This window comes from Bacillus sp. JJ1533 (assembly GCF_036965045.1).
Classification (GTDB): Bacteria; Bacillota; Bacilli; order Bacillales; family Bacillaceae_L; genus Ferdinandcohnia.
Genome location: NZ_JBALOV010000004.1, coordinates 136255 through 155487, shown reverse-complemented (window position 1 = coordinate 155487; position 19233 = coordinate 136255). Strand labels below are relative to the sequence as shown.

19 protein-coding genes are annotated in these 19233 nt (G+C 36.6%); 13 read left to right on the top strand and 6 right to left on the bottom strand.

Annotated features, from left to right (window positions below; all coding sequences use genetic code 11):
* Positions 1 to 137: 137 nt before the first annotated feature.
* Positions 138 to 2354: an outer membrane protein assembly factor BamB family protein gene (locus V7138_RS02555; protein ID WP_335393981.1), complete on the bottom strand. Its 2217-nt coding sequence runs from the start codon at positions 2352 to 2354 to the stop codon at positions 138 to 140.
* Positions 2355 to 2601: 247 nt separating this feature from the next.
* On the opposite strand from V7138_RS02555, the gene V7138_RS02550 reads away from it, so the two are divergent.
* The gene (locus V7138_RS02550) at positions 2602 to 3165 is read left to right on the top strand and encodes a tyrosine-type recombinase/integrase (protein ID WP_335393979.1); all 564 of its coding nucleotides are present in this window, start codon (positions 2602 to 2604) and stop codon (positions 3163 to 3165) included.
* Positions 3166 to 3192: 27 nt separating this feature from the next.
* On the opposite strand, the gene V7138_RS02545 is transcribed toward V7138_RS02550, so the two are convergent.
* Complete coding sequence (locus tag V7138_RS02545; protein ID WP_335393977.1) at positions 3193 to 3882, bottom strand: universal stress protein; 690 nt, start codon at positions 3880 to 3882, stop codon at positions 3193 to 3195.
* A gap of 247 nt (positions 3883 to 4129) precedes the next feature.
* Here V7138_RS02545 and V7138_RS02540 point away from each other — a divergent pair, with 247 nt between their 5' ends.
* The 11 genes from V7138_RS02540 (at position 4130) to V7138_RS02490 (ending at position 14964) form a co-directional block, all read left to right on the top strand.
* On the top strand, positions 4130 to 6547 hold the full coding sequence (locus V7138_RS02540) for a Na+/H+ antiporter subunit A (protein ID WP_335393976.1): 2418 nt from the start codon (positions 4130 to 4132) through the stop codon (positions 6545 to 6547).
* The gene (locus tag V7138_RS02535; protein ID WP_335393974.1) at positions 6531 to 6956 is read left to right on the top strand and encodes a Na(+)/H(+) antiporter subunit B; all 426 of its coding nucleotides are present in this window, start codon (positions 6531 to 6533) and stop codon (positions 6954 to 6956) included. Before V7138_RS02540 ends, V7138_RS02535 begins: the two co-directional genes overlap by 17 nt.
* A complete protein-coding gene (locus tag V7138_RS02530; RefSeq protein WP_335393972.1) occupies positions 6956 to 7294 on the top strand; it encodes a Na(+)/H(+) antiporter subunit C in 339 nt (112 codons plus the stop codon). The genes V7138_RS02535 and V7138_RS02530 overlap by 1 nt, the downstream gene beginning before the upstream one ends.
* Entirely contained in the window at positions 7287 to 8777 is a 1491-nt protein-coding gene (locus V7138_RS02525; RefSeq protein ID WP_335393970.1) for a Na+/H+ antiporter subunit D, read from the top strand. The genes V7138_RS02530 and V7138_RS02525 overlap by 8 nt, the downstream gene beginning before the upstream one ends.
* A gap of 64 nt (positions 8778 to 8841) precedes the next feature.
* Positions 8842 to 9318, top strand: a complete 477-nt coding sequence (locus tag V7138_RS02520) for a Na+/H+ antiporter subunit E (RefSeq protein ID WP_335393968.1) — start codon at positions 8842 to 8844, stop codon at positions 9316 to 9318.
* On the top strand, positions 9318 to 9605 hold the full coding sequence (locus tag V7138_RS02515; RefSeq protein ID WP_335393966.1) for a Na(+)/H(+) antiporter subunit F1: 288 nt from the start codon (positions 9318 to 9320) through the stop codon (positions 9603 to 9605). The genes V7138_RS02520 and V7138_RS02515 overlap by 1 nt, the downstream gene beginning before the upstream one ends.
* Positions 9580 to 9960 carry a monovalent cation/H(+) antiporter subunit G gene (gene mnhG, locus V7138_RS02510; RefSeq protein ID WP_335393964.1) on the top strand — a complete coding sequence of 127 codons (381 nt, stop codon included), beginning with the start codon at positions 9580 to 9582 and terminating at the stop codon, positions 9958 to 9960. The genes V7138_RS02515 and mnhG overlap by 26 nt, the downstream gene beginning before the upstream one ends.
* Before the next feature lie 550 nt (positions 9961 to 10510).
* Complete coding sequence (locus V7138_RS02505; protein WP_335393962.1) at positions 10511 to 11662, top strand: CdaR family transcriptional regulator; 1152 nt, start codon at positions 10511 to 10513, stop codon at positions 11660 to 11662.
* 116 nt (positions 11663 to 11778) lie between these two features.
* On the top strand, positions 11779 to 13194 hold the full coding sequence (locus tag V7138_RS02500; protein ID WP_335393960.1) for a sodium:solute symporter family protein: 1416 nt from the start codon (positions 11779 to 11781) through the stop codon (positions 13192 to 13194).
* Between the two features lie 134 nt (positions 13195 to 13328).
* The gene (locus V7138_RS02495; RefSeq protein ID WP_335393958.1) at positions 13329 to 13700 is read left to right on the top strand and encodes a RidA family protein; all 372 of its coding nucleotides are present in this window, start codon (positions 13329 to 13331) and stop codon (positions 13698 to 13700) included.
* A 16-nt stretch (positions 13701 to 13716) separates the two neighbouring features.
* Positions 13717 to 14964 carry an NAD(P)/FAD-dependent oxidoreductase gene (locus V7138_RS02490; protein WP_335393956.1) on the top strand — a complete coding sequence of 416 codons (1248 nt, stop codon included), beginning with the start codon at positions 13717 to 13719 and terminating at the stop codon, positions 14962 to 14964.
* A gap of 218 nt (positions 14965 to 15182) precedes the next feature.
* Here the strand turns inward: V7138_RS02490 and V7138_RS02485 are convergent, their stop codons facing one another.
* The 4 genes from V7138_RS02485 to V7138_RS02470 form a co-directional block, all read right to left on the bottom strand.
* Positions 15183 to 15644, bottom strand: a complete 462-nt coding sequence (locus tag V7138_RS02485; protein ID WP_335393954.1) for a hypothetical protein — start codon at positions 15642 to 15644, stop codon at positions 15183 to 15185.
* A gap of 195 nt (positions 15645 to 15839) precedes the next feature.
* A complete protein-coding gene (locus tag V7138_RS02480; RefSeq protein WP_335393952.1) occupies positions 15840 to 16313 on the bottom strand; it encodes a hypothetical protein in 474 nt (157 codons plus the stop codon).
* Positions 16314 to 16324: 11 nt separating this feature from the next.
* On the bottom strand, positions 16325 to 17653 hold the full coding sequence (locus tag V7138_RS02475) for a hypothetical protein (RefSeq protein WP_335393950.1): 1329 nt from the start codon (positions 17651 to 17653) through the stop codon (positions 16325 to 16327).
* Positions 17654 to 17676: 23 nt separating this feature from the next.
* Positions 17677 to 18441: an enhanced serine sensitivity protein SseB C-terminal domain-containing protein gene (locus V7138_RS02470; protein ID WP_335393948.1), complete on the bottom strand. Its 765-nt coding sequence runs from the start codon at positions 18439 to 18441 to the stop codon at positions 17677 to 17679.
* Between the two features lie 273 nt (positions 18442 to 18714).
* On the opposite strand from V7138_RS02470, the gene V7138_RS02465 reads away from it, so the two are divergent.
* Positions 18715 to 19197, top strand: coding sequence for a ribonuclease H-like YkuK family protein (locus V7138_RS02465; protein WP_438824303.1), 483 nt, complete (start codon positions 18715 to 18717; stop codon positions 19195 to 19197).
* Positions 19198 to 19233 lie beyond the last annotated feature (36 nt).

Genomic DNA, 19233 nt, shown 5'->3' with positions numbered 1-19233 from the left:
TTTGTGCCGATTCAATAATTTCATTTCATATTAATCATTATAAAATTAATTCAACAAAAGGGACAAGGAAACAGGTTTTATTTACGCAGGGAAAGCAGAAGAAAAGGGAATCGCTCAATGAACGATTCCCTTTCCTGTTATTTACCAAGACTCTGTAGATACTCAACTAAGGCATTTATTTGATTATCATCTAATGTGTCCTTAAATGGAGGCATTCCAGGACTACCATTTTTAATTTGATTGAGCAATTGATCCTTGTCCTTTAACATATCGCTCTTCTGTAAGTTCGGTCCATTATGACCGCCTTCACCGTTGTCACCGTGACATGCTAAACAGTTGTTTTTGTAAATATCTGCACCCTGATGTACAGTTGATTTGTCTCCTTCTTCAGCATCTTGCTTCTTATCAGTAGCTGCAGGGTCATTTGCTGTTGGTGAGACGTTGATTTGATCTTCAGGGATATCTTCTAGGGATGCGTATTTACCTTCAAGTGAGAAGGTGTAGATTTTGTCACCATGAGTTGTTCCTGCAAGTGAGTTACCTGCAGCAAAAATCGTGATATATTGCTTACCATCAATCTCATAGGTGATTGGTGGTGCATTTGCTCCTGCATCCATTTTAAACTCCCATAATTCGTCACCGTTTGTTGCATCGAATGCAATTATTCGTCCATCATTATGACCAGCAAAAAGGAGATCTCCTTTTGTAGTCAATAGTCCACTATAGGCAATTTGATCCCAATGTTTTTGCCATACAATTTTATTTGTTTTAATGTCCATTGCAGTTACGACACCACGACCAGGGGCCCCGTTCACTGGCTGCCATACACTTCCAAGCCATACTTCGCCTTCTTTATAATTGTTCGCCTCATCGCCTTCACGATGTGAGAATGAGAAATACGTATCATTTGCTTGTAGGTAAAAAAGCTCAGTATTTGGGTTATAGGCTGATGGCGGCCAGTTTGCCCCACCTTGAGGGGATGGCTTTAAAGTAACGAATTCATCCCAGAAAGGAGTGAAGATATTTCCGATTTTACCTTTCCAATCGCTAGGAAAGTCCTTTTTAACATCTTCCTCTGTCACTCCTTGTGGAATGAAGGCATCTCCAACCGGGAATGGTTGAGTTGCAGCTGTTTTTTGTCTTTCATCCTGTGGTACTGGTTTTTCTTCAATACCGATTAGCGGCTCACCATTTGTTCGGTCTAGTATGTAGAGCCAGCCTGTTTTTCCAGCTTGCGCAATTCCTTTTCTCGCTTTTCCATCCATTTCTACATCAAAAAGAACGACTGGGTTAGGTGCATCCATATCCCAAATATCATGATGAACTTCTTGAAAATGCCATTTGTATTCACCCGACTCGGCATCTAATGCAAGTACGGAATCAGCAAATAAATTATCTCCCTCACGCTGAGATCCATCGAGGTCTGGAGAAGGATTACCGGTCGAGAGATAGAGAATACCTAGCTCTGGGTCAATAGCAGGTGTTTGCCAGACAGCTGCTCCACCTCGTTTCCATGCATCATTGTCCTTTGGCCAAGTGTCGTGTCCAACTTCGTCAGGTCCTGGGACGGTATGAGTTTTCCAAACCTCTTTACCTTTCTCCGAATCGTAGGCAGCAACAAATCCACGAATCCCGTACTCACCACCAGCAACCCCAGTATATACTTTTCCGTTGTAATATAGAGGCGCACTTGTAATGTTATATCCTTTTTCCCAATCTTCTACTTTCGTTTCCCAAAGAAATTTTCCTGTTTTTTGATCTAAGGCAACTAATCTTGCATCTAAAAGTCCAACAAATACTTTTCCGTCACCTAAACCAACACCCCTACTTGTCCATCCGCAGCAGACAGTATCTAAATTTGCGGCTAATTCCGGACGGTATTCCCAAATTAACTCACCTGTTTTCGCATCAATTGCTTGAACATCATGAGCTCCTGTAATTGTAAACATAACCCCGTCATAGACAATTGGAGTTGCCTCGCCGGAATATTTAAACTCATAACCAGAGCCAAGACTTGTAACCCATTCGACTTTTAAATCTTTTACATTTGATTTAGTGATTTTATCTAATGGGGAGTACCTTCCATTAAAGATGTTTCCACCGTTCGTGATCCAATCTCCTGAAGGTTCAGCGGTTAAATCATCTGCAGAAAATTTAGGAGCAATTTTACCTGGATAATCCTTGTGCTGCACAGAAAAATGCTTGTTATTATCTGCTTTCTGATTCTCTTTTTCCTGGTTTTCAACGCCTTGTTCAGCCTGTTCTTCTTCGCCAATGTTATTGGAAATCATTACACCAGCACCAATAGCAATCACGAGAAGTAAGGCGATGATGACCCATCCAAACTTTCTCATATCTTTTAAAACTCCTTTCCATGGTGATAATGGTGATAATTGCTAAAATAACTTTTTATAATTTGCCCCGCTTTAAATAAAATAATCATTTTTTGAGATAGAATTTGAGGGTTATTTTGCTGGTCTGCTTATTATTCCCAACAAAATAGGGAAAACTTTCTTCAATGAATTTGTAAGCAAAATTCTTGTTATGTTACTTAATCTATGTTAGTTTTATGTTATGTAACATGAGTGGGAGGATAAACTGATGGAGTTTGTCGATCCGATACGGGACGTTAACAAAATAAATGAAATCAAAGAAGTATTAAAAAAGCAGTCCCAAAGAGACCTATTGCTTTTTGTATTCGGGATTAATACGGGGATTAAGATAAGTGATTTACTCTTCTTGCGGGTTGAGGACGTTTGGGATGATTCGGGGATCAAAGAATTCCTTTATGTGAAGGATGCAACAAGCGAGGAAGTAAAAGCCTATTATTTAAACAATATGGTAAAAAAAGAATTGAGTGAGTATTTACGAACGATCAAATTTGAAGGCAGTGATTTTTTATTTAAATCAAAAAAGGATAACCAGCCAATCTCCCGACAGCAGGCCTATCGGATTATCAATCATGCAGCGAAGGAAGTTGGGATTCCTGGGAAGATTGGTACGCATACGCTTCGGAAAACATTCGGTTATCATGCTTACCTAAAAGGAATTGCTATTTCCATCTTAATGGATATCTATAACCATCATTCTCCGTCAGAGACGTTCAAATATATCGGAATTAACAAGGAAGAGAAGAATTTAGTGAAAGTGGATGTAAACTTATAAAAAAAACTCCACCTAAGAGGTGGAGAATTATAAGAAATTATCATCATCTATATTTGTATTCATATCTACGTTTGTAAAGTCAGTTACGATATCATCATTTACTTGAACCTGTAAAGTCTTCTGGTCCTTCATAAATTTAAAAATACCGTTATTAAAGTCGGTACCAAATTCCTTAAAGAAAATTCCTTCATAAATGACATCTTTTGTATGTTTGAAGATAAGACGATACTCATTCTCATCTTGAACAAGATATGCACGAACCCCTTTTTCAAATTGACCTTCCGTATTTTTTAGGAAACGCGCAACCGAAATAATATGAAGATCAACAAAAGGAATTTCTTTTAATAATGAGTTAATAATGGAACCTTTTGCAATTTGCTCCCAGCGGCTTTGTGCGGTTTGGCCAAGGATAATTTGGGTGATATTTTTCTCTCTAGCTACATCAGCAATGACTTTCGAAATGGGTCTTTTTTCATTGTCCTTAATGATAAAGGCATCTGCACTATGTTGGTCAGCTAGCTCTTTCCATCTTGCAATATAATGTACCTTTTCAGGATCGAGATCATCAAAAGGCTTTGGGTCGACGGTTAAAATATAAAGTGGACAATCTAGCATCTTTGCAATCTTGCAGCCACGTTGGATGAGACGCTCACCATTTGGACCATAATATACACATACAAGAATACTCTCATCCATTCTTTCTTTACTCATTTTCATTATTATCACCTCAGAGTTGATGTGAAATCATTGGCCTAGCCAATTTCCGTTTCATAAATACCTAGAAAATAAGGAACCCTTAAGATAGTCCCTATTTAGCTGGGCTTACATTTAACACACCACCTATAAAAAGTAAAAACATTATTCTTTTATTTATAAACTATGTATGACTATATCGCATGCTACAAAATAGGTCAATCCATAAAACAGTTTTGTAAAAAATATCCGATTTAAGGAGGGGATTCCATTGTCTTGGTTCCATATTTTAATCATGCTACCCTTTATTTTTGCTGTATTTGTTCCTATATTATATAAAACGTTTATTCCACGCATCCATACAGGCTGGTTCGTTCTCTTCGTGCCACTTCTGATTTTTTCTTATCTTATAACATTTATTCCCACTATTGCAAATGGGAATACCATCATCTCAAGCATTCCTTGGATGCCTTCCTATAACATCAATTTTACAACCTATATCGATGGTTTAAGTTTAATTTTTGGTTTGTTAATTACAGGGATTGGTGCGTTAGTTATTTTATATTCGATTTTTTACTTATCAAAGGAACGGGAAGAACTCCATAATTTTTATGTGTATTTGCTTATGTTTATGGGGGCTATGCTCGGTTTAGTATTCTCTGATAATGTATTTGTTTTATATGTATTTTGGGAAATGACAAGTGTGTCTTCCTTCTTATTAATTGCGTATTGGTATGAACGTGAAAAATCACGCTATGGTGCACAAAAATCAATGCTAATTACAATTTTTGGCGGTTTAGCGATGCTTGCAGGACTCGTAATCATTTCGAGCGCTGCAGGAACAAACAGTATTCGGGAAATGCTGTTAAACGTTGACTCGATTACATCCAGTCCTTTATTCATACCTGCGATGGTACTCATCCTACTTGGTGCTTTTACAAAATCAGCACAGTTTCCATTTAGCATTTGGCTGCCAGACGCGATGGAGGCACCAACACCTATTAGTGCCTATTTGCACTCAGCTACGATGGTAAAAGCGGGCATCTATTTAGTCGCACGTTTAACCCCAATTTTTGGTGGTTCTTCTGTCTGGTTTTGGTTGGTCACAGGTGTCGGCTTAATCACATTGCTTTATGGATCTGTCAATGCCGTACGTCAGACCGATTTAAAAGCATTATTGGCCTATTCAACAATCAGTCAATTAGGTTTAATTATGAGCCTTTTAGGTCTCGGTTCTGCGGCCATGTATTTCGGCTTAGGAGACGAGACGGTGATTTATGGTACAGCCATCTTTGCAGCCCTTTTTCATTTAGTTAACCATTCGACCTTTAAGGGAAGTCTCTTTATGGTAGTTGGGATAATTGACCATGAGACGGGGACTCGTGATATTCGAAGACTCGGTGGGTTGATCCATTTAATGCCTATTTCCTTTACACTTACGGTAATAGGCGCTTTTTCCATGGCAGGATTACCGCCATTTAATGGTTTTTTAAGTAAAGAAATGTTTTTTGCAGCTGTAAATCATGCCGCAAAAATGGATTTCTTCCACATGGAGACTATTGGAGTACTCATACCTATTATCGCATGGATTGCAAGTGTATTTACATTCATCTACTGTATGATACTTGTATTTAAAACGTTTAGAGGGAAATATAAGCTTGACCATGATCGAGTGGTCCATGAAGCACCATTTGGAATGCTGATATCACCAATCATTTTAGGTTCACTTGTGATAATTGGCTTCTTTTTCCCAAATCTGCTTTCGAACTATTTATTAAAGCCAGCCCTGACTTCCGTATTACCTGTGCTCTCAGAGGCAGAAGTACTGGAACTCAAAATAGAAGCTTGGCATGGATTTTTAAGTCCAGAGCTCTGGATGACAATTGGGGTAGTTGTACTCGGGACAATTCTTTATCTCAACTTAAGAAAATGGTACAAAATTTACTACTCCTATCCACAGTCGCTGACAATCAACAATCTCTACAATCAAGCTTTAGATAAAATGGAGAATGTTTCTGGTACCATTACAAACTATTACATGACAGGTTTTATTCGGGACTATCTAGTTTATATCATGGGATTCTTAATCGTTGTTGTCGGTGGGTCCATCTGGTTATTTGATGGGATTTCCTTTGATTCATCAAATGATAACCCGGTTACACCATTTGAAGTGGCGATTATGATTTTTGCGGTTGTTTCAGCGGTTGCTGTTCTGTTTTCAAAAACAAGAATTTCCGCGATTGTTGCAGTGGGAGGACTTGGATTTTTAGTAGCGCTCTTCTTTGTCTTATTCCGTGCACCTGATTTAGCGTTGACGCAATTAGTTGTAGAAACAGTGACAACGGTTCTATTCTTACTGTGTTTTTATCACTTACCGCAGCTGCGCAAGGAAATTAGCAAAATTCCTTTTAAGCTAACAAATGCGATTATTTCCATTGGGGCAGGGGCAGTAGTAACAATCGTAGCTTTATCGGTAAATGGAAATCGCCTTTTTGACTCCATTTCAAGCTACTATGAAAATGCCTACGAACTTGCAGGCGCGAAAAATATCGTAAATGCAATCCTTGTTGATTTCCGTGGGATTGATACAATGCTTGAGATTCTTGTTTTGAGTATTGCAGGTCTCGGTGTTTATTCATTAATCAAGTTACGTTTAGCAAAGGAGGGATCAGATGAAGGAGCCGAATGATGTCATCATACGTAGTATAACGAAGGTTGCTGTGATTATTATTTTTACCTTCGCCATCAACTTGTTTATTTCGGGTCACCACCATCCGGGTGGTGGTTTCATAGGCGGTTTAACATTTTCGGCGGGACTGGTTCTTCTGTTCTTGACCTATGATATTGAAACAGTCCGTCAAAATCTACCTCTCGATTTTAAAGTGGTTGCAGCGATTGGGGTGTTAATCGCGGTTGGCACTGGGATTGGTAGCACGCTTTTTGGTGCACCGTTCTTAACACAGACCTTTGGATATATTGAGCTACCTGTTTTTGGAGAAACAGAGCTTGCTTCAGCTGTTTTATTTGATGTAGGCGTCGCCTTGGCAGTCATTGGAACATCCCTCACAATTATTATGAGTATAGGTGATGACAGGTAATGGAAACTTTAATGTCAATTCTAGTAGGAATCTTATTTGCAATTGGAATTTATCTAATCTTAACGAAAACTCTATTACGAATCATCTTAGGAACCTCTATACTCGGTCATAGTGTGAACCTGCTCATTATTACGATGGGTGGTCTTGAAAAAGGGGGACCCCCGTTATTGGGAATAAAGGGATTATCCTATGTTGATTCATTGCCGCAGGCACTTCTTTTAACGGCAATTGTTATAAATTTTGCAACAACAGCATTATTTTTAGTGCTAAGTTACCGTGCATATAAGGAATTAGGCACGGACGATACGCAAGCATTGAGAGGTAAAAGCGATGGGTAATTTAGTCATTCTGCCAATCATCATTCCAATTATTATTGGAATGGTCTTGGTTATATTTCGAAAAAATATAAGACTGCATCGAGCGCTAAGTCTTGTTGCGGTATTTAGTATATTCGTTATTTCTTTGGTGCTCATGCATCAAATTAAAATAGATGGTATACAAGTTCTCCAATTGGGTGGATGGGAAGCTCCGTTTGGGGTCAGCATGGTTGCCGATTTGTTAGCTGTAATCTTAGTAATGGTTACAAGTGTTGTGGCTTTCTGCTGTCTACTCTATGCGTTTAAAACAATCGGAGAGAAAAGAGAGTTATTTTATTTTTATCCGCTCTTTTTATTTTTAATTACAGGTGTGAATGGTTCCTTCCTGACAGGTGATATCTTTAACTTGTTTGTTTGTTTTGAAGTCATGCTTGTTTCTTCCTATGTTTTGATTTCGTTAGGTGGCACGAAAATCCAACTTCGCGAATCCATTAAATACATTTTGGTGAACTTAATTTCATCTTTTCTATTCTTAGTGGCAGTTGCCTATTTATATGCGATGACAGGGACATTGAATATGGCTCATCTATCTGTTCGTATTGCCGATGTTGGCCAAGACGGTGTCATGACAACTGTTGCGATTTTATTTTTAATTGTTTTTAGCTTGAAAGCGGGTTTGTTTCTATTCTTTTGGCTACCGGGCTCATACAGTGCTCCGCCAACAGCGATTGCAGCTATTTTTGCAGCGCTTTTAACAAAAGTAGGCATTTATTCGATCATGAGACTGTTCACGCTTGTGTTTTATCATGAGCCAAAGGTGACCCATCTATTAATTGGAATTATGGCGGCCGCTACGATGCTGCTTGGAGCTTTCGGTGCTGTTGCTTATTGGGATATTAAAAAAATCATTACCTATAATGTCGTCGTCGGCGTTGGCTTCATTTTAGCTGGGGTTGCTTCGCATACGGCGGAAGGGATTACTGGTTCTATCTACTATTTAATCCACGATATGATTGTGAAGGCCCTAATCTTTTTATTGGGCGGAACACTTATTTATTTTACCGGAACTAGTAACTTAAAAGAGTTCAGTGGAGTCATGCGGCTACAGCCAAAATTCGGCTGGATGTTTTTCATTGCTGCGTTGTCGCTCTCAGGGATACCCCCTTTAAGTGGGTTCTTAGGGAAAATATTTATTACAGAGGGCACATTTGCTTCCGGTTATTTCTGGCTCGGTGGAATTGGTTTGTTGACAAGTTTAATGGTTCTCTACTCGATTATGAAAATCTTTATGGTCGGATTTTGGGGACACACAGACGTGCCTGAGGAAAGTGAAACCAAATCATTATCAGGTATGTTATTTCCTATGGGTATCCTTACGGCTTTGACGATTGCGCTTGGCCTAGGGGCACAAGGGATCAGCGTGTATGTTGATCTTGCTGTTGAAGTCATAATGAACCCAAGTATTTATATTGATGCAGTTTTAGGTCGTACGGTTATGGAGTAGAGTCTGGAAGCAGCTAGAGGGTTTATTACACGCTGGCATTCTATAAAGGAAAGGGGTGGTATCAATGCCCATGCAAGTGCTTATCAATTTGCTAATCGGTACTATTTGGATGTTTCTCCAGGATAGTTGGACCGTTCTCACCTTTTTTAGTGGTTATTTGTTTGGTTTAATCGTGCTATTTATTCTGCGAAGGTATTTTCCACATCAATTTTATGTGGTCACTTTGCTAGCAATCATAAAGTTATTTCTTGTCTTTATACATGAGTTATTTACTTCGAGTGTTTTAGTGATAAAGCAGGTTATGCGACCGAGAATTAATATAACTCCGGGCATTTTTACCCTAGAAACAGAATTGGAAGGGGACTTGGAAATAACCTTACTAGCGATGCTGTTAACCTTAACACCTGGTTCGGTTGTGGTTGAAGTGTCACATGATGAAAAAAAGTTTTATATTCATGCCATGGACATCCCGGAATCAAGTGATGCTGTAATACGTTCAACAGCAAAATTCGAAAAGGCAATAAAGAGGGTGACGCGCTAATGATCAAAACAATTTTAATCCTTTCAATGATTTTTCTTACATTTGCTATTTTCGCGACAATTTATCGGTTAGTGAAGGGACCGTCAGCCTCCGACCGAATTCAAGCTCTTGATGTATTAGGGATAAATATCATTTCGGGAGTTGCCATATTTTCGGTGTTTTTAAGAAATACCGGCTTTTTTGAAGTGATTTTATTAATAGGAATTCTTTCCTTCATCGGAACTATTGCCTTTGCGAGATTTATTGAAAGAGGTGTTGTCATTGAGCGACATAAACAATCCGATTGAGGTAATCGAGGTCATAGCCGTATTATCCATTTTAATAGGAACCATCTTTAGTTTTTTAAGTGCGGTGGGATTGATTCGGTTACCTGACGTATATTCACGTGCCCATGCAGCTTCAAAGGCCTCAACAATGGGAGTGCTATTTATTTTAGTAGGAACATTTTTGTTTTTTATCTTAGAAGGCACATTCAGCATTCGCCTATTTCTAGGAATCTTCTTTGTGTTTTTGACTGCCCCAGTCTCAGCACACGTCATCATGCGTTCTGCCTATCGCTCCGGAGTTCCTCTCGCACCACAAAGCGTGCAGGACGACTTGAAAGGAATTATTGAAGTGGAGGGGGAGAAGGAGCAGCAGTAGGGGTAGGTGCTGTTATGGGGTCGCAGTATGTTCCGGTAACTGGAGTTTACGGTTGATGAAGGACTGAGCGGATTGAAATCGAAGTTGGAATGTTCTTCATCAGCGGGATGAAGGACCAAATAAATCGGGATTTTAATAGAAATCTATTCAAAAAGGTGAAACTAAAACAGATTAAAAAGACAACTCAAGCCCCTGGTATCTAGGTAAGGGCTATGGTTGTCTTTTTTATGCCTTATTAAGGGTATTTCCATGATATAAAAGTACAGCTAAAGGTGTAAAACAGAAGTACACCATAAATTTTCTAAGTTTGTTATTAATGGTACTGCTTTATAAGATATCTAACTAATAGAAAAGTATAGCTATATGAAGAAATTAATGCTATTTATTAAATATATTTTAAGGTAGCATTTAATATATTCTCACAATCTTATTGTTGAACTAGTGGTTGAAAAAGGACTAACACCAATTTTTAGGGATTGATGGAGTCTAAAAGATTAGTGCCCATCTATCTTGAGTAAATAAAATATTAATAATAGTTTCGGAGGGAAATATGTTAGAGAAAATTGCACAAGAAATAGTTGATTTAACTAGTGAAATTATTGAATTTGATGTATTAATAACAGACAATAATGGAATGGTTATAGGCTGTAGCGATTTAACTAGAATCGGTACTCTTCATCAAGCATCTCTTAATGTTATGTTCTCAAAAAATATTACTGCTCACACAGATAATCTAACCAAAAATATGATAGGGGTAAAACCAGGTATTACCATCCCTATTGAATTAGATGGTGAGATTATAGGCACAATTGGTATTACTGGTAATCCTGAGGAAGTACTTAAATATGCGATGTTGGCTAAAAAATATGCAGAAATAATTTTAAGGGAAGAAACAATTAATGAGATGAATATGAGAAAACGTTATGCAATAGAGAGTTTGTTACACGAAATATCTGTATTCAATCCAGCGATAACTAATGAAAAAGAATTGTATATAAACGCATATGAATTGGGAATTAACTTGAGGATGAAGAACCAGATAATTGCAATTGATATTAGTCAAGAAAGTCACTCAGTGGAAACTAGTGAATATCTATTAATAAATGACAGAATAACAGAACTATTAAACAATTTTTTTTCGGAACCAAGGGTTTTTATTACAAGTACGACTGCAAATAAATATACCGTGTTATATAAGGTAAACGAAAAACCAATAAAATATTATTGTGAACAGTTATCAAAGTTATTAGTAAAACAACAAATCAATTTTAAAATTGGAATTGGCTCAGAAGCTCAAAATATTATGGAGCTAAAGAACTCGATTAATAATGCTTGGAAGGCTATTGAATTAGGTAGAAAAGTGGATAATTTAAAACATATCTATTTTATAGATGAACTACGTTTAGAAGATTTAATTAGTTCTATTCCAATAGGAATACAAACAAAATATAAAAAACATTATTCATCAATAATTAACCAAAAAACAGATATGACAGAATGGTTCCGTACTATTTGTGTTTGGTGTGAAAGTGGATTTAATGTTAGCAAGGCCTCAGAGAATTTAAATATCCATAAAAATACCTTGTTATATCGTCTAAATCGATTAGAAGAGTTATATTCAATCAATCCTAGAAATTTTAAGGAGATTATTAATGTTTATTTAGCCTTAAAAATGAATGAGATAGAAAATACTTCTATGTGATAAACGAATAAAAATTTACTATTAATTAGCATAAATTTTGTATGAATATCACAATGAAAAAACCTTAAAGCTATAATAAAATGAATATTCAGAAACATACAAAGGGGGTTTTAGTTATGAGTTGGATTGATTGGGGTTGTATAGCTGCTTACTTCATTCTAATCGGGATTATTGGCTATCAATCAAGTAAAAACGTTAAAAGTGTTGAGGATTACAATGTGGCAAGTGAAAAGGTAACATGGCCTGTGCTTTTTGCAAGTTTGGCGGCGGCGGTATTGGGAGGAGGTGCATCGACAGGAACGGCAGGAAACACATTTAAAGACGGCTATGTGTTTATGTTCGCTTTTTTTGCCTATGGTTTCGCAAGCGTACTGATTGGAATTTTTATAGCTCCTAAATTGAAAAACTATGTCGGTGCCCAAACTGTTGGAGATATTATGGAAAAGCACTATGGTAAGCTAGCTAAATTGTTAACTGGTATATTATCGGTATGTCTTTGTACCGGGATTTTGGGCGGGCAAGCCTTAGCATTAGGTATTATTACGAATGTTATATTAGATATTCCGATGATATGGGGTATAGTAATCGGAATGGGTTTTGTAATTATTTATACAGCGTTTGGTGGTATTTGGGCTGTTATACAAACAGACGTATTGCAGTTCGTACTATTAGGAATTATCCTACCATTAGCTTTAATGATAAGTATACATCGTATTGGTGGAGTAGATGTAATTCTAGAAAATGTTCCAGCACAACATTTTTCATTTTTAGGTAATTGGGAATTAGTAACCTTCATTGGAATTTTCATTACTTTTTTATTAGGAGAGGCATTAATTCCACCATACACACAAAGAGCATTTTCTTCTAAGAATTCAAGTGATTCACGAAAAGGTTATATTATTGCAGGTCTTTTCTCATTTGGCTTCTTTTTTGTAAGCGCTTCTATAGGGGTGGTTGCTCGTGTATTATATCCAGATATTCGAACCGATCAAGCTATGCCTATCATTGTTAAAAATATCTTACCGATAGGTATTACAGGATTAGCGATTGCTGCTTTAATGGCTGTCATTATGTCTACAGCTAGTTCATTTTTAAATTCAACAACGGTATCATTTATGCAAGATATTTTTTCTCCTTTTCTAGCAAAAAGAAAGTACACGGATAAAGAATATTTAATGATTGAAAAGGTATTTACACTAATTGTTGGAGTTGGGTCTGTCATTTTTGCTGTTAACGTCCCTAGTATTATTAAGGCATTAGAGTATTCCTATTATTTTTGGGCTCCAACAATTGTCTTTCCTCTAGTAATAGCAATTATGGGGAAAGTTTCAAATGTGTATGCAGGCATTAGTAGCATTATCGGCGGTATTGTTGTCACGGTTTTATGGACTTTTATTTTAAAGGATCCATTTGGTTTATCTGGTGTAGTTCCGGGTTTAATCGCAAACATGATTGTATTCTTAGTAGTTTACTTAATTACTAGAAATTCAAAGAGAATTATTAATCCACCTTTTGAAAGTGAGTTGAAATAATAATGTATGGTTTCCTTTTATATGCAATACCTATTGCAATGATTGTTGTTACCGTTGCAACAGGAATCATATGTGCTAAATACTATGTGGATGAAGTAATACATGGAGAAAAACGATAACAAGGAGTAGTGTATATGAGACAAATTAATGGTGAATTGCCAAAGTTAAAGGGGATCTCCTACGGTACGTTAAAAAACGGTTTGTTATCAAGTTCTATTATACCAATCTATTTTAATGGTCAAATAGAAACAGGAGAATTTGATGAACAAGCAAAACTAACTTTTGAAAATATGAAACACATTATAGAAAATGCTGGTGGAGAATTAACGGATATTGCGCAAGTAGTTGTATATCTAAAAGATATTAAAGATAAAGAAAAGATGAATAACATTTGGAATGAATATTTTCCGGATTACTTTCCAAATCGTGCAACTTTTGAGGTTAGCAATTTTGCTATTGAAGGAATCGCAATTGAATTAGTCCTCACAGCGATTATACATAAATGATTAAGGCGGTGTTGAATTGGCGAAGATTGTCATAATAGGAGGCGGTATTATTGGACTGTCCTCAGCGTACTACCTAAGTAAGCATAACCATGACATTACGATAATCGATAAAGGAACTATTGGTGGCGGATGTTCTGAGGGAAATATGGGATGGATTTGTCCTTCATTATCAGACCCAGTGCCTGGTCCAGGAGTTATTGGTTCTGGGATAAAGTGGATGTTTAAGAAGGGGAGTCCATTATATTTAAAACCCACACTGATTCCTAAACTTGCACCATGGCTTATCGGCTTCATAAAAAATTGTAATGTGAACAATTTTACTAAAGGTTTAAATGCATCACTTGATTTGGGATTAAATTCTATAGAATTATATGAGGAACTACTTGAAGAAGGCGTAAGCTTTGAATACCATCATAAAGGTTTGTTAATGGTTTTTAAGGACGAGAAGGAAGCTAAGCTAAAATATGAAAAAATGCAAAAGGCTAGAAATATTGGTCAACCAATGCCCCTTTTTTTAAACCATGAGCAATTGCTTCAAGAAGAACCGCTTTTAAATGAGTCTGTGAAGGCGGGAATACTGATGCCTGGTGAACGACATGTTAGACCCGAATCATTAACCAAGGGATTAGAAAAATTTTTAAAAAATAAAGGTGTTACGATTATAGAAAATGAAAGGGTTTTAGGATTTGATGTTAATAATGGTGTAGTAAAGAGGGTACATTTGAAAAATGAACAAATACCTACTGATATTTGCCTAGTGGCTGCTGGTGTTGAAAGTGTAGGGCTATTAAAGGAAGGATTTAATAAAAAGATTCCGATGATTTCTGGAAAGGGTTACTCCATAACAATAGAGTCAGAAGAATATGCCTTCCAACATGCACTTTATTTTGGAGATACACGAGTAGGACTAACGCCATTTAATAATGAATTTCGTGTAGGGGGAGCAATGGATTTAACTGGAATAGATAAATCCTTGAATCAAGAGCGATTAAGTACAATTAAAAAATCAGCAGAAGATTATTTAAGAATTAAACTAGATAATGAGAAAGTTAAAAAACAATGGGCAGGAATGCGTCCTATGACTACAGATGGTTTACCTGTCTTAGGACCTATACCTAAGGTGAAAAACGCTTATATTGCTGCAGGTCATGCAATGATGGGAATATCGATGGGATTATCCACTGGAAAACTAATATCACAAATTGTTGAAAAAGATGATCTAGACATTGATATAACACCGTTTTCATTAGAACGATTTGCATAAAATAGTCCATACTGTTTTTTAATATTTATATGTTCAGAGGCATTGGGGTAACGGTGTTTTATGTAGGCTAAAGAAAGCTCTATGGAGAATATTACTCTATGGGGCTTTCTTTTTCATTATATCTGTTAGACTATCAACTTATTAGTGACTTACAGGTTATTTCATTCTAGATATCTAAAGAATGCAAATACTGTCTTTAAATAGGCAATTTCTGATAGTTAACTTAAATATTCTAAAATCTTGTTGGTTGGAATGGTTTTCCTTGATACCGGCTGATCTTTCCACTTTAAGATAGGCTTTTTAATTTCAACTAATGCTTCGATGTCATCAAGTGCAACCTCTTTTTGATTTACAAATTGCTCGTGTTTTGTAAATCCATAGTCATTTACATCATCATATTCCATGCTAAATAAAAGAATGTAATTCTTTTCTAAAGTAGAGGAGTCAACCCCATACGTTTCGAACTCCCTGCCTTTATAAATTGCGTTAATCTTTAACTCATACACTAGTTCAACATCTTCACGGGAAACCTCTTTAATAAAAATATCATCATGCTTGTTTCCTGCTAAATCAGTAAGTACATGGAAGCCATTATCTTGATTTGTACTTTTTAAACGAAGTACTTGACCCGTAGGATTAACTGGGTAAATTTTATTCTGATAAATTGCGTATTTGCTCATAACTTATCGCCTCAATATTAAAAGTTTAATGGAACTATAAGGGAAGGGAAGTAATAATTTACTGATTCTTACTTGTTCTCTTTTGATAGATTATTAAGTTTGTTTAATCCTCTAATGTCAGTTCTTAAACGTTCGTAGCAATTTGGATTTAAAAATTGCCCAACCAGTAGATTCGGGTTAGGCAACTTTTAATAGTTAACTTAAATATTCTAAAATCTTGTTGGTTGGAATGGTTTTCCTTGATTCCGGCTGATCTTTCCACTTTAAGATAGGCTTTTTAATTTCAACTAATGCTTCGATGTCATCAAGTGCAACCTCTTTTTGATATACAAATTGCTCGTGTTTTGTAAATCCATAGTCATTTACATCATCATAATCCATGCTAAATAATAGAATGTAATTGTTTTCTAATGTACTAGTGTTAATTCCGTAGGTTTCAAATTCCTTTCCTTTATAAATTGCGTTTATTTTTTTACGGAAAACTAAATCCACATCTGAGATTGCAAGGTCTTTTTCAAAAATGTCCTTATGTGGCCTTCCTAAGACGTCTACGTACTCCTTAAATCCATTCGTTAGTTTGTCGTTTACATCGTAACTCGTTAAGTTTAATTGATCACCGTTTATTACAACCTCATAAACTTTGTTTTTGTAAATACAATATTCACTCATCGTCTTTCACCTCAATCAACTGATATCCATTGTTTTAATTTTACATCATAGATAAATGTTAAAGCTGTATCACCAGTGTTACCATCAATAACTTTTAATATATCTCCATTTGTGAAACTACGTGTATCCTGATAATATTCTGGTAAAATCACTTCCTTACTTCCAGTAAAACCTCTACCTGTATACGGGTAGCTGTCAGGTTTAGGGGCCCAGTCTGGTATTGAAAGTTGTTTTGGATCATCTAATCGATACTCAATAACACCGAAAAATTTATCCGGAGCCCCAGGAGATTTAGATATTCCGTCAACACCATGAGTTAGTTTAAAAGCTGAATCATTATAATCTAGTCTTGCTCCTTCGTAATTATCCCTCAATGTTTTAAGATTTGAAGAGTGTTCTCCAACGGCAGTAAAACCTCGAACACCGCCATATTGGTTATATAAGTATTTGTAAATATCGGATTGCGGAATTACTTTTGCCATCGAGGTACCACTTGGTGGAATCCCGATTTGGTCCCTAATCGATTTAACTGCATTCATTTCAGCAGGAGTTAATGTCCTATCAGGATCAAGTAATTTAACAAAAGTATCTGGGGTATATCCATTTTCATCAAGTACAGTTTTTATCGAATCACTAGTTTTTTGGTTCACAATATTATCTACAACTCTAACTCCACCAGCCTCCTCGACAGCTTTTGTCCCTTTAACTAATTTTACCGCTTTATCGACACCTTTTGTACCTACAACTGCTAGGGCGATTTCTCCAAAAGCACGACCAAACCAATTTCCTCGGCTTTCAGCATCTCCATTGATAACATCATCATTCCATGATGTTTTGATTGCATCCCATATTCCTTTTGCGGTTTCGACAGGGTGTGTTACAACATGCACAAGACCATTCCAGGTTTCAACCGGATGAGTGATGATGTTCCAAATCCCTTCAACCGTAGCTACGCCGACATCCCACAGCCCAGTTGCAAATCCTTTAATAGAGTCACCCACGACACCAAAGAAATTTCCAACCGACTCCCAAAATGATTTTTTAGGTGGTTCGGTTAATTTTTTGGAATTGGAGTTTACTCGTTTATCCGCTTGTTCGTACTGAGTTACACTATTATCTACGAAACTATGTAGTCGATTGAGACGTTTTTCTAAATCGTGGATGGAAGAAGCCATGCTGCTTAAGTTTGCACCAATGCCTTGCCTACTCGTGATTCGACTGTCAATCGAATGACGTAGACCCGATATTCGGCTTTGTGTATCCGTCAAATCAGAAGTGATTCCTTTTAACCGGCTATTTGAAGATCGGACATTATTCATTTTAATGTCTATTTGAGCCATTTTGTTGCCTCCTTTCGTGAATTCTAGCGGAACATGGATTTCAGATCGTCTATCGATGTTCGACTATAGAAGGGCTCAGTCCCGTTAATAATTGAATTGGTTAGGGGAAGATTATCAACCAGGATAAGAATTTCAATTCGTTGCTTTGTATTTTCATTCACTGCTTTAAATACCTTTGATAAAAGTTCCTCCGTAGCTTCTTGATCTACGGAAAGTCCAATCACTGGGATCGGTTGCGTTGATTTTGCTGGATTATAAACATGTGTAAAATAAGCATTTTCAATAGCAGGGAAGTTTTTAAGTTTGCTAGAAATAACCTCAAGGTCGGATTGATTGATCTCTGTCATCTGGTTTGTTAGGACATGTTGTTTTTCTTTTAGGTCTAACTCCTCAAAAAAGTAATGAAGAATTCTTCCGTCACGTAATGTTTCTAATTCCTCTTTGATGATCTTTTTACTGATATCAAAACCAGGATTCAGCACCCAGGGTGTATCAGGTTCAACTAGCTGTAACAGCTTTCGTGTTGATATTTTTATATATTTGTATTTACCTTTATAAATTTGGTTGAATTTCTCGATACTGGAGTACACAGGCAGCACAAGCTCATTATTCATTTCGATATGTTTTAAATGGAGAATGGGCTCTGATGTATTTTTATCTGAAGATACAGTGCCTATCGCGACAATTTCTAAATCCATAAAGGCTTTATAAAAGTGATAGCGTTTCATCGGGTTCGTTATGGCTTCTGACAGAATAGTATCAAATGGGTCAATGGATTGATATTTCATGGCTAAACATGCACGCTCCAATTTAGGTTTATGGTAATATTATACAATCCGATGGGAGGTAAAAATAGGTAATAAAGAACTAGGTATAATGACTTATTCTTCGTGATGGTTATCCGATTTTTGTACCAATTCACCATTTATCACACATTATCTGAATTACGCTCATAAAATGTATAAAAGCAGGTCAGTTAAAGACCGGGAAAGTTGTGATCTGAATTTATGAAAAACAATTCAAACAATCACTTCTTATTTAAAAATCTGATGGAAAAGAGGATGTCATTTGAGCGGGTTTTTGAACATATAGCAAAATTCATGCAATCAGAGCCTAGTGGGAAATTTAGGCTCATCATTGGTACAGATTCTCAAGTGCATCCTCGGCAAACCACTTTTATAACAGGTGTTGTGATACTTAATGAAGGAAAAGGTGTGTGGGCCTGTATTCGAAAAGTGATTGTTCCGAGAAGAATGGAACATTTGCATGAGCGAATTTCCTATGAAATATCATTATCGGAGGAAGTTGTTTCGTTATTTACAGAGGATAGGAAAAATCAACTTATTGATATTGTGCTTCCACATATTTACGATGGTGCTTCATTCACAATGGAGGGGCATATCGATATCGGGGCAGGGAAGAGGAACAAAACACGTGAATTTGTGAATGAAATGGTCACACGAATGGAAGCCATTGGTGTTGAACCAAAAATAAAACCAAATGCATTTGTGGCTTCATGCTATGCGAACCGTTACACCAAATAAAGCTTTGGATGAAACAGGTAAAAAGGAATCGGTCTA